Raw genomic sequence first — 11,855 nt, forward strand, 5'->3', positions numbered from 1 at the left:
TATCCGCTCATCCCACACCCTCGTGCGTCACCCTGGAGAGACCGTGACCGTGTTCCTGCCGAGGACCGCCCTCCTCACCGGCGGCCTCGCCGTCGCCGCTGCGCTCACCCTGAGCGCCTGTGGCGCCGCTCCCGACGACAAGGCGACCACCGCCGACGGCAAGAGCGCGGCCACCGCGACCTCCGCCGCGGACTTCGGCGGTCTCGACGCCCTCGCCAAGGCCGCGAAGAAGGAAGGCACGCTGCACGCGATCGCCCTTCCCCGCGACTGGGCCAACTACGGCGCTCTCATCGACGGCTTCACCAAGAAGTACGGCATCAAGATCCAGGTCGAGAGCCCCGACGGCTCCAGCCAGGACGAGATCAACGCCGTCACCTCGCGCAAGGGCCAGGACCGGGCCCCCGACGTCCTCGACCTCGGCAGCTCCTTCGCGCTGAGCGCGGCCCAGCAGGGCCTGCTCGCCCCGTACAAGGTGGCCGGCTTCGCCGACCTCCCCGAGGGCCAGAAGGACACCGCGGGCCGCTGGTTCAACGACTACGGCGGCTACATCTCCATCGGCTGCGACGCCAAGAAGGTCAAGGAGTGCCCGACGACCTTCAAGGACCTGCTCAAGCCGCAGTACAAGGGCCAGGTCGCGCTCAACGGCAACCCCACCAAGTCCGGTTCGGCGTTCGGCGGCGTGTACGCGGCCGCGCTGGCGAACGGCGGCTCCTTCGACGACATCCAGCCCGGCCTCGACTTCTTCGCCAAGCTCAAGAAGAACGGCAACTACACGCCCGTCGAGTCGACCCCGGCCACCGTCGAGAAGGGCGAGACGCCCATCAGCATCGACTGGGACTACCTGAACGCCGGATACGCCGACGAGTTCAAGGCCAAGGGCCTCGACTGGAAGGTGTCGGTCCCCAGCGACGGCCAGTTCTCCCAGTACTACTCCCAGGCCATCAACAAGGCCGCCCCGCACCCGGCCGCCGCCCGCCTGTGGCAGGAGTACCTCTACAGCGCCGAGGGCCAGAACCTGTGGCTCAAGGGATACGCCCGCCCGGCCCTGATGACCGCGATGGAAAAGGCCGGCACGCTCGACAAGACCGCCGCCGACAGGCTTCCCGCGGTCTCGGGCACCCCGAGCTTCCCGACCGAGGCCCAGCAGAGCAAGGCCAAGACCGTGCTCGCCCAGGGCTGGGGCAAGGCCGTCTCCGGATGACCACCGCTCTCACCGAGGCCCCGGCCGACGTGGCGCCCGCCGCTGCCCACGGGCAGCGGCGGCGCCGCCGCGCCACCGGCCCGCTCGCCGTCCTCCCGCTGCTCGCCTTCGTGGCGGTCTCCTTCGGTGTCCCCGCGCTCGCCATGCTGAACGGCGCCTTCACCGTCAAGGACCAGGCCACCGGCGCCACTTCGTACACCACGGCCAACCTGACCGGCTCGTTCCAGGGCGCCTACCTGACCGCGCTCGTGGGCAGCGTCAAGCTGTCCGCCGTCTCCGCCGGACTCGCGACCCTCCTCGGACTGCCGCTCGCGCAGGCCGTGGTGACCTCCCGCTTCCGCGCGCTGCGCGAGGCCGTGCTCACCGCCTCCGGAGTCCTCGCCAACTTCGGCGGCGTCCCGCTGGCCTTCGCCTTCGTCGCCACCCTCGGCAACTCCGGCGTACTCACGAGCCGTTTGCACCTCACCGACCATGGCTGGAACCTCTACAGCTTCTGGGGACTGGTCGTGGTCTACCTGTACTTCCTGATCCCGCTCATGGTCCTCACCATCACGCCCGCCCTCGACGGACTGCGCTCCCAGTGGCGCGAGGCGGCCCGGAACAACGGCGCGACCTCGGCGCAGTACTGGCGGCATGTGGCCCTGCCCGTCCTCGCGCCCTCGCTCCTCGGCGGGCTCGTGCTCCTCTTCGGCAGCGCCTTCGCCGCGTACGCCACGGCCGCCGCCATGGTGGGCAGCGCGGTCCCGCTGGTCACCCTGCAGATCGCCGACGCCATCTCCGGCAACGTGCTGGTCGGCCAGGAGAACGTGGCGCTCGCCCTCAGCCTCGACATGGTCCTCATTGCGGGCCTGGTCATGGCCGTGTACCTGCCCCTGCAACGACGGAGCGCGCGATGGCTCGCCTGAACCTGTGGCGCTGGGTGGTCCTCGCCCTCGCCGCGCTGTACTTCCTGGTGCCCCTGGCCGCGTCCGTGATCTTCACGGTCGACGTGCCGGGACAGGGCGTCAGCCTCGACGCCTACACCTCGATCGTGTCCGCAGACGGCTTCGTCTCCAGCCTGCTGCTCTCGCTGGAACTCGCCGCCGCGACCATCGCCGTGGTGCTGCTCCTGATGGTGCCCGCCACGGTCGCGCTGCGGCTCGGCTCGCCCCGGCTGCGGCCGGTCGTCGAGGTGGTGTGCTCACTGCCGCTCGTCGTGCCGCCGATCGCGTTCGTCGCCGGCATCTCCACCGTCCTCAAGTGGGGGCCCGAACACCTCTCGCGCACCCCGCTGTTCCAGACCTTCGTGGCGATCCAGGACCCGGGCTTCCCCGTCGTCCTCGTCCTCGCGTACGTCGTGATGGCGCTGCCGTTCGCGTACCGGGCCCTGGACGCGGGACTGCGCGCCGTCGACGTGCGCACCCTCGTCGAGGCGGCCCGGAGCTGCGGGGCGAGCATGCCGCAGGCGCTCGTACGGGCGGTGCTGCCCAATCTGCGCGGCGCGCTGCTCAACGCCTCCTTCCTCACCCTGGCCCTGGTGCTCGGTGAGTTCACGGTCGCCAGCCTGCTCGGCTACCAGCCCTTCGCCGTGTGGATCTACAGCGTCGGCGGCTCGCAGGCCCAGATGTCCGTCGCCGTCTCCGTGCTCAGCCTGTTCCTCACCTGGGCACTCCTTCTCGCGCTCGCCGTCCTCGGTGGCCGCTCCCGTACCGCTTCCGCCTCCCGGGGATGAACATGACCGTCGCCACGCTCGACAAGGCCGCCACCGTCGAATTCCGCGGACTCAGGCGGGAGTTCGGTCCGACCGTCGCTCTCGACGGCCTCGACCTCACCGTCCGGCCCGGTGAACTGCTCGCCCTGCTCGGCCCCTCCGGCTGCGGCAAGACCACCGCGCTGCGCATGCTCGCCGGCTTCGAACACCCCGACTCCGGCGAGGTGCTGGTCGACGGCGAGGACATCACCCGGGTTCCGGCGCACCGCCGCGACGCCGGGATGGTCTTCCAGTCGTACAGCCTCTTCCCGCATCTGAGCGCTCTGGACAACGTGGCCTTCGGACTGCGGATGCGTAAGGTGCGTGCGGCCGAACGGCGTTCCCGTGCGGCCGAGTTGCTCGATCTCGTGGGCCTCGGGGACAAGGGCGAGCGGTTCCCGCACCAGCTCTCCGGCGGCCAGCAGCAGCGGGTCGCGCTGGCCCGCGCGCTCGCCCTGCGGCCCCGCGTCCTGCTGCTCGACGAGCCGCTGTCGGCGCTGGACGCCAAGGTGCGGCTGTCGCTGCGCGAGGAGATCCGCCGGCTCCAGCTCGAACTCGGCATCACCACCCTGTTCGTGACCCACGACCAGGAAGAGGCGTTGTCCATGGCGGACCGGGTCGCGGTGATGCGGGCCGGACGGCTGGAGCAGTGCGCTTCGCCCGCCGAGCTGTACGGGCGTCCCGCCACCGCCTTCGTCGCCGAGTTCGTGGGCACGATGAGCCGGATCCCCGGGACTCTCGGCGGCGACGGGGTCGAGGTCCTCGGCCGGAGGCTGCCGGTGGACGGGGACGCGCCCGCCCCGGGGAAGGTGGATGTGCTGGTGCGGCCGGAGGCGGTCCGGGTGAGCGCCGACGCCTCCGGCGACGCCCGGGTCCTCGCCACCGCGTTCCTCGGCGCGGCCACCCGGGTGACCGTGCGGCTCGCCGACGGCACCGAGGTCAAGGCCGACCTGCCCACGCACGAGGCCGCGGCGATCGCGTCGGGCGCCGCCGTGACCGTCACCCTCCCGGACCGCCCGGTCCTGGTCGCCGCGCGCCCCGACTGAGACGCGTCCCGACCGAGGCGTCCGGCGCCGCCCCCCACCGCGGGTGCCCGTTCCAGGCCCCCCACAAGCGACGATCGCCCCCTCCGCCCCTACCCGTCCCATACCTGGGGGCTCCGCCCCAGACCCCGCTCCTCAAACGCCGGAGGGGCTGGGATCGCCCCCGCGGGCTGATGGGTCCGCGGGCCCGAGCCCGATCCCCCCACCGAAGAAAGAGATCACCGTGACCCACCGTTCCACCGCCCGGTCCCCCCTCCAGGCCGTTCTGTTCGACATGGACGGCACGCTCGTGGACACCGAGCGGCTCTGGTGGGAGGCGGTGGAGGAGGTGGCCGGCGGGCTCGGGCACGCCCTGACGGGGGCCGATCAGCCGCACGTCCTCGGACGGCCCGTCGAGCACACCGCCGCATGGCTGGCCGGGGTCACCGGCGCTCCGGGGGAGGAGACCGCCGCCGAACTGCACCGGCAGTTCGCGGACCGGGTCCGTACCGGCATCGTGCCGCGCCCCGGAGCGAAGGAGCTGCTCGACGCGCTCGCCCGTGAGGGCGTGCCCACGGCCCTGGTGACCGCCTCCCCGCGGGCGGTCGCCGACACCGTGCTGGAGGCGCTCGGCGCCGGACGCTTCGCCGTCTCCGTCACCGCCGACGACACCGGGCGCACCAAGCCCGCCCCCGACCCCTACCTCGCCGCCTGCCGCGCCCTCGGGGTCGACCCCGCCGCCTGTGTCGCCGTCGAGGACACCCAGACCGGCGTCACCTCGGCCGAGTCGGCGGGCTGTGCCGTCCTCGCGGTGCCCTCCCTCGCGCCGATCGCGCCCGCCGCGGGCCGTACCGTGCTCGGCAGCCTGGAGGAGGTCTCCCCGGCCCGGCTGCGGGCCATGGTCGCCCCGGGCGAGCTGCGGGTGATGAGCTGGAACCTCTGGCTCGGCGGCACCGAGGTCGACGGGTACCGCGAGAAGCAGCTCAAGGTCATCACGGAGACCGGGGCGGACGTGGTCGGCCTCCAGGAGACGTACGGGGACGCGGCGCGGGAACTCGCCGAAGCCCTGGGCTGGTACCACCACCGGGCCGGCGACAACCTCGGCATCATCAGCCGCCACCCGATCACCGCCGCGCTCGGCGACCCGGACGTCGGCTTCTACGGGGGCGCCGGAGTCCGGATCGAACTGGCCGGCGGGCGGCGGGTGGACGTCTGGAGCGTCCACCTCGACTGCGCCCCCTACGGCCCCTACGAGGCCCGCTTCGACGGCCTTCCGGCGGCCGGACTGATCGCGCACGAGAGCGGCCGGCTCGCCCGGATGCGGGAGATCCTGCGGCGGATCGCCGACACCGGCGAGGCGTCCGTGCCGGTCGTCCTGACCGGCGACTTCAACGTGCCCTCGCACCTGGACTGGCCGGACGTCGACTGGCCGGTGACACGGGCCACCGAGGAGGCGGGCCTGCGCGACTCCTACCGGGAGGCCCACCCCGACCCGGTCCGGGACCCGGGACACACCTGGTCGCCCGTCCACACCGAGCACGAGGACGGCAGCGGGCGCCCGGAACCGCAGGACCGGATCGACTTCGTCCTGCACCGGGGCCTGACCGTCCTCGACTCCCGCACCCTGGTCGCCGGAACCCCGCGGACCTGGCCGGATGTAGCGGGCAACGACTGGCCCTCCGACCACGCGGCGGTCGTCACCGTGTTCACGGTGCCCAGGGGCGACTGACGGGAGGGGCCCGGTGACGGCATGCAGCGCGCATTGAACGCTCAGTCAGTCCGGACCATTGCGGTCCGGGCTCAACATCGACTAGTTTGAGCCGCGCCCGCTACCCGCGAGTAACACATGGGTCACCACACGTCACCCGGCCACCCGACCGTCCTGTCGCCCTGGGGAGACCATGCGCTGGCCCATCGGCCGTACGCCCACGGTCCGTTCGCGGATCGTGGCCCTCTCGATCGCTCCGGTGATCGCCCTCATGACACTGTGGAGTTTCGCCATGGTGTCGGTCACCGGCGAACTGCGCGCGCTCGTCCGGCTCCAGGACGTCTACAACGGCTTCGGCACCCCGGTCGACACGGCGGTCGGCCAGATCCAGATCGAACGGCGTCTCGCCGCCGCGTACTTGGGCTCGCGGCACGGGACGCAGCCGGGCGTCGACCTGCTGGCCCAGGAACGCCGCACCGACCGCGCCGTGACCGCCCTGCGCGCGGCGGTCCGTGACGGGGACCGCAGCCTGCTCTCCGGCGATCAGCGGCAGGCGCTCGACGCCATGCTCGACTCCGTCGACCGCCTGGAGGGGCTGCGTGGCCGGGTGCTGGCGCACCGCGTCACGTGGGACCGGGCCGTGGCCGAATACAGCGCCCTGGTCGAACCGGGCTTCGACGTCGAGTCCGCGCTCACCGCGCTCCAGGCGGGACAGCTCGCCCGCGAGGCACAGGTCGTCGTCGAACTGGTGCGGGTGCGGGAGTTCGTGTCGCGCGAGGACGCGCTCGTCGCCGGGGCACGGGCCGCCGGCACGCTCAGCGACCGCCAGTACGACACCCTCACCGCGACCATCGAGGACCGCCGGGTCTTCGAGCAGACCTATGTGCCCGACCTGCCGGCCGACTCGCGCGCCCTCTTCGAGACCTTCCAGCGCGACGACCTCCACCAGGAGCTGACCCGGGACGAGGACGCCCTGCTGCGGGCGGGCGCCGGCCGGGCCGGCGAGGCCGTCGCCGCCGGCTCCTGGCGCACCACCACCGACCGTGCCGTCAAGCGGTACATGCGGCTGTGCACCCAGTCCGCGATCAACTCCGCGGCTCGCGGAAAGGCGTTCGCCTACCGGGAGCTCACCAAGGCCGCGATCGTCGGCGTGCTGGGACTGGCCGCCGTCGCCCTGTCACTCTGGCTCGCGGTGCGCGGAGCCCGGCGCATCTCACGCCGCCTGGAGTCGCTGCGCGACTCCGCCGACCTGCTGACCAATCGTCAACTGCCGCAGGTCATGGAACGGCTGAGCGCCGGTGAGGAGGTCGACGCGGCGGCCGAGGCGCCGCCGCTGGCGGACGTCGAGGCGGTGGCCGACGAGATCGGCCAGGTCGGCCGGTCCTTCAACACCGCCCGGCTCGCCGCCGTCGAGGCCGCCGTCAAGCAGGCCACCCTGCGCCGCGGGCTGTTCGCGGTCCTCCTGAACATCGCCCGCCGCAACCAGGCACTCGTCCACCGCCAGCTCAAGCTCGTCGACACGCTGGAACGCCGGACCGACGACCCCGACGTCCTGGACGACCTGTTCCGGATCGATCACCTCACCACCCGCATGCGGCGCCACGCGGAAAGCCTCATCATCCTCTCCGGCTCGGCCCCGGGCCGCCGTTGGCGACGGCCGGTGCCCGTCGCCGAGGTGGTGTCCTCCGCGGTGAGCGAGATCGAGCAGTACACCCGTGTCGTGGTCCCCCCGATGCCCGAGGTGGGCATCGCGGCGGACGCCGTCGCCGACGTCGTGCACCTGATCGCCGAACTGGTCGAGAACGCCACGGTGTTCTCACCGCCCCGCACCCAGGTCACCCTGCGGACCGGGCGGGCCGAGAGCGGGTTCGTCCTGGAGATCGACGACCGGGGCCTCGGCCTCGCGCCCGACCAGATCGACGAGGCCCACCGCACCCTCACCACGCCGGAGGTCTTCGACCCGACCCGGCACGACCGGCTCGGGCTGTACGTGGTGGGCCGCCTCGCCGCACGGCACGGCATCAAGGTCACGCTGTGCCGCTCCCCGTACGGCGGTACGACGGCCGTGGTGCTGCTCCCGGAGACCGTGCTCGCACCCGTGGACACCGCTCATTCGACGCCGGACACGGTTCCGGCGACGCTTCCGACGCGCACCGCCACCGCGGTCCTCCCGGCGCAGCGCACGGCGTCCGAGGAGCGGGAGGCCGGCTCCGTACCGCCGGAGGACCCGGCTCCGGAACAGCCCGGGCTGCCCACCCGGGTCCGTCAGCGGGCCCTCGCACCGGAGCTGCGCACCGCGGCACCGGTGTCCGACGGGACGCCGGAACGCGAGATCACGCCGGAGGAGATGCGCGCGGTCTTCGGAGCCTTCCAGCGCGGCCTCGACCGAGGCCGCCAGGGCCTGCCCACCCGGCCGGGGACCGGCGAGCCCGGCGCCGGGCCGTCCGCCCCCGCGCAGCGAACCGACACCGAGGAAGGGACGGACGCCGACGATGCGCCCTGACCAGCTCCCAGAGCAGCCCGCCCGGACCGCGGCGGCCCGGCACCCGGATCCGGCGGACGCCGTCCCCGGGTCCGAGGACGCCGCCGACCGGCCCGGCACCGATCTCGGGTGGCTGCTCGACGATCTCGTGGCCAGGACCGACCACGTCCGCCAGGCCGTGCTGCTCACCGCCGACGGCCTCCCGCTGAGCTGCTCCGACGGTATGCGCCGACGGGACATCGAACACCTCGCCGCGGTCTGCTCGGGCTTCCACAGCCTCGCCCTCTCGGTGGGCGACCGCTTCGCCGCGGGCGGGGTCCGCCAGACCATGGTGATGCTCGACGACGCCTACCTCTTCATCACCCCGGCGGGTGACGGGAGCCGGCTCGCCGTGCTCAGCGAGGTGCAGACGGACGTCGGACAGCTCGCCCACGAGATGGAACTGCTCGTCCGCCGCGTCGGCCGCCACATGGCCGCGGCCGTACGTTCGGCGGCCGACCCCGCGGGCCGCTGATCCGGCCGTGACCGACGAGCACTGGTACGAGGACGAGACCGGGCCGATGGTGCGGCCCTACACCGTCACCGGGGGCCGGACCCGGCCCTCGGACCGGCACGTCATCGATCTGATGTCGCGGGTCACGGTCCTGGAGACGGGCGACGGGCAGCCGGGCATCGACCATGCGGCGGCCGCGCTGCTCGACCTGGCCCGCCGCGGCCCCAGGCCGGTCGTCGAGCTCGCCGCGGACGCCGACCTGCCGCTGACCGTCGTACGCGTCCTGCTCGGCGACCTGGCCGAGGCCGGTCTGCTGAGCATCGAGGAGCCCTACCGTCCGCCGGACGGCGCGCCCGCGGCCGACCCGGAACTGCTGCGCGAGATCGTGGAGCGCCTGCGCGACCTGTGACCTGCGTCTCCCGGGGTTCGGGACGTTCGGGACTTGACCCCGGGGGGCGCGGCGGGGCGCGCAACGAATCGCCGCCGGGGGCCGGGGGCACGCAACGAATCGTTCAGTGGCGCGCAACAGGTCCTTCTTGTCCCCCCGAGCCGGCCGACCGTACCGTCTAACTGGCCCCCCGAACCCCCTCGTACCGGTGGAGAACCCGCATGCGCACAGCCCTGCTCCAGAGCTCCGGCCGCCCCGGCTCGGTCGTCGAGAACCACAAGGTCCTCGACGAGGCCGCGGGCCGTGCCGCCGCCGCGGGCGCCGGGCTGATCGTGACGTCGGAGATGTTCCTGACCGGCTACGCCATCGGCGACGACATAGCGCGCCTCGCCGAGCCCGCCGACGGCGACTCCGCCGACGCGGTGGCCGAGATCGCCACCCGGCACGGCGTCGCCGTCGCCTACGGCTACCCCGAGCGCGAGGCCCCCGAGACGGACGGCGGAGCGGCGGTCTTCAACTCCGTGCAGCTCATCTCCGCGGACGGCACCCGGCTCGCGAACTACCGCAAGACCCACCTCTTCGGCTGCTTCGAGCACGACCACTTCACGCCCGGCGAGCAGTCCGTCGTCCAGGCGGATCTGGACGGCCTGCGGGTCGGCCTCATGATCTGCTACGACGTCGAGTTCCCGGAGAACGTCCGCGCGCACGCCCTCGCCGGCACCGACCTGCTGCTTGTGCCGACCGCGCAGATGCACCCGTTCCAGTTCGTCGCCGAGTCCGTCGTCCCGGTGCGCGCCTTCGAGAACCAGATGTACGTCGCCTACGTCAACCGCACCGGTCCGGAAGGGGAGTTCGAGTTCGTCGGGCTGTCCACCCTGGCCGGTCCCGACGGCATCGCCCGGGTCCGTGCGGGCCGCGGCGAGGAACTGGTCGTGGCCGACGCCGACCCGGTTCTCCTGGCCGCCTCGCGCGAGACGAACCCGTATCTGAAGGACCGCCGCCCCGGCCTCTACGGGTCCCTCGTCTGATCTTCCGCCCGGCCCGCCCCCGGCCGGTCCGACCAGCCCTCCCCTCACCAGCTTTCGCGCAAGGAGTCCGTACCCCATGACGTCCACCGTGCCCAACGCCGTCCAGCACGCCGACGTGCAGCAGCCGCCGATCACCATGTTCGGCCCGGACTTCCCCTACGCCTACGACGACTTCCTCGCGCACCCCGCGGGCCTCGGGCAGATACCCGCGACCGAGCACGGCACCGAGATCGCGGTGATCGGCGGCGGACTGTCCGGCATCGTGGCCGCGTACGAGCTGATGAAGATGGGCCTCAAGCCCGTCGTGTACGAGGCCGACGAGATCGGTGGCCGACTGCGCACGGTCGGCTTCGAGGGCTGCGACCCCTCGCTGACCGCCGAGATGGGCGCGATGCGCTTCCCGCCGTCCTCCACCGCCCTCCAGCACTACATCGACCTGGCCGGCCTCCAGACCAGTCCGTTCCCCAACCCGCTCGCCGAGTCGACGCCCTCGACGGTCGTCGACCTCAAGGGCGAGTCGCACTACGCGACCTCCGTCGACGACCTCCCGCAGGTCTACCGCGACGTCATGAACGCCTGGAACGCCTGTCTGGAGGACGGCGCCGACTTCTCCGACATGAACCAGGCCATGCGCGAGCGCGACGTCCCGCGCATCCGCGAGATCTGGTCGAAGCTCGTAGAGAAGCTCGACAACCAGACCTTCTACGGCTTCCTGTGCGACTCGGAGTCCTTCAAGTCCTTCCGCCACCGCGAGATCTTCGGCCAGGTCGGCTTCGGCACCGGAGGCTGGGACACCGACTTCCCGAACTCCATCCTGGAGATCCTGCGGGTCGTCTACACCGAGGCCGACGACCACCACCGCGGCATCGTCGGCGGCTCCCAGCAGCTCCCGTTGCGCCTGTGGGAGCGCGAGCCGGAGAAGATCGTCCACTGGGCTTACGGCACCTCGCTGTCGACCCTGCACGACGGCGCCCCGCGCCCGGCCGTGACCCGGCTGAACCGCACCGCGGGCAACGGCATCACCGTGACGGACGCCAACGGCGACATCCGCACCTACAAGGCGGCCATCTTCACCGCCCAGTCCTGGATGCTGCTCTCCAAGGTCGCCTGCGACGACTCGCTCTTCCCGATCGACCACTGGACGGCGATCGAGCGCACGCACTACATGGAGTCGAGCAAGCTCTTCGTGCCCGTGGACAGGCCGTTCTGGCTGGACAAGGACGAGGAGACCGGCCGTGACGTCATGTCGATGACGCTCACCGACCGGATGACGCGCGGCACCTACCTCCTCGACGACGGTCCGGACAAGCCCGCCGTCATCTGCCTCTCGTACACGTGGTGCGACGACAGCCTCAAGTGGCTGCCGCTGTCCGCGAGCGAGCGGATGGAGGTCATGCTGAAGTCGCTCGGCGAGATCTACCCGAAGGTCGACATCCGCAAGCACATCATCGGCAACCCGGTGACCGTGTCCTGGGAGAACGAGCCCTACTTCATGGGCGCGTTCAAGGCCAACCTGCCGGGTCACTACCGCTACCAGCGCCGCCTGTTCACGCACTTCATGCAGGACACGCTGCCCGAGGACAAGCGGGGCATCTTCCTCGCGGGCGACGACATCTCCTGGACGGCCGGCTGGGCCGAGGGCGCCGTCCAGACCGCGCTGAACGCGGTCTGGGGCGTCATGCACCAGCTCGGCGGGACGACCGACCCGACCAACCCCGGGCCCGGCGACGACGTGGTGCCGGGCCCCCGGGTGGGGGCCCAGGAGGGACGGAGCGCGTCCGGGGGGCTGCGGTGAGCCATGTTG

The 11,855-nt window shown here is 72.3% G+C and carries 10 protein-coding genes; all 10 read left to right on the forward strand.

All coding sequences use genetic code 11. The annotated features are described in order from the left end of the window. Positions 1 to 43: 43 nt before the first annotated feature. Complete coding sequence (locus tag ACFXGX_RS31555; RefSeq protein WP_384797840.1) at positions 44 to 1,201, forward strand: ABC transporter substrate-binding protein; 1,158 nt, start codon at positions 44 to 46, stop codon at positions 1,199 to 1,201. Then, positions 1,198 to 2,106 carry an ABC transporter permease gene (locus ACFXGX_RS31560; RefSeq protein WP_384797843.1) on the forward strand — a complete coding sequence of 303 codons (909 nt, stop codon included), beginning with the start codon at positions 1,198 to 1,200 and terminating at the stop codon, positions 2,104 to 2,106. Before ACFXGX_RS31555 ends, ACFXGX_RS31560 begins: the two co-directional genes overlap by 4 nt. Then, positions 2,094 to 2,912 (forward strand): ABC transporter permease, encoded by an 819-nt coding sequence (locus ACFXGX_RS31565; RefSeq protein WP_384797846.1) that lies wholly within the window; start codon positions 2,094 to 2,096, stop codon positions 2,910 to 2,912. The genes ACFXGX_RS31560 and ACFXGX_RS31565 overlap by 13 nt, the downstream gene beginning before the upstream one ends. A gap of 2 nt (positions 2,913 to 2,914) precedes the next feature. Further along, entirely contained in the window at positions 2,915 to 3,976 is a 1,062-nt protein-coding gene (locus tag ACFXGX_RS31570; protein WP_384797849.1) for an ABC transporter ATP-binding protein, read from the forward strand. A 220-nt stretch (positions 3,977 to 4,196) separates the two neighbouring features. Continuing rightward, positions 4,197 to 5,681: an HAD-IA family hydrolase gene (locus ACFXGX_RS31575; RefSeq protein ID WP_384797852.1), complete on the forward strand. Its 1,485-nt coding sequence runs from the start codon at positions 4,197 to 4,199 to the stop codon at positions 5,679 to 5,681. Between the two features lie 172 nt (positions 5,682 to 5,853). Continuing rightward, on the forward strand, positions 5,854 to 8,163 hold the full coding sequence (locus tag ACFXGX_RS31580) for a nitrate- and nitrite sensing domain-containing protein (protein WP_384797855.1): 2,310 nt from the start codon (positions 5,854 to 5,856) through the stop codon (positions 8,161 to 8,163). After that, entirely contained in the window at positions 8,153 to 8,656 is a 504-nt protein-coding gene (locus ACFXGX_RS31585; RefSeq protein ID WP_384797858.1) for a roadblock/LC7 domain-containing protein, read from the forward strand. The genes ACFXGX_RS31580 and ACFXGX_RS31585 overlap by 11 nt, the downstream gene beginning before the upstream one ends. A 7-nt stretch (positions 8,657 to 8,663) precedes the next feature. Further along, on the forward strand, positions 8,664 to 9,044 hold the full coding sequence (locus ACFXGX_RS31590; RefSeq protein ID WP_384797861.1) for a DUF742 domain-containing protein: 381 nt from the start codon (positions 8,664 to 8,666) through the stop codon (positions 9,042 to 9,044). A gap of 200 nt (positions 9,045 to 9,244) precedes the next feature. Continuing rightward, complete coding sequence (locus ACFXGX_RS31595) at positions 9,245 to 10,051, forward strand: carbon-nitrogen hydrolase family protein (protein ID WP_384797864.1); 807 nt, start codon at positions 9,245 to 9,247, stop codon at positions 10,049 to 10,051. 76 nt (positions 10,052 to 10,127) lie between these two features. Next, positions 10,128 to 11,846, forward strand: coding sequence for a flavin monoamine oxidase family protein (locus ACFXGX_RS31600; protein ID WP_384797867.1), 1,719 nt, complete (start codon positions 10,128 to 10,130; stop codon positions 11,844 to 11,846). Positions 11,847 to 11,855 lie beyond the last annotated feature (9 nt).

Source organism: Streptomyces sp. NPDC059371, from assembly GCF_042751995.1.
Classification (GTDB): Bacteria; Actinomycetota; Actinomycetes; order Streptomycetales; family Streptomycetaceae; genus Streptomyces.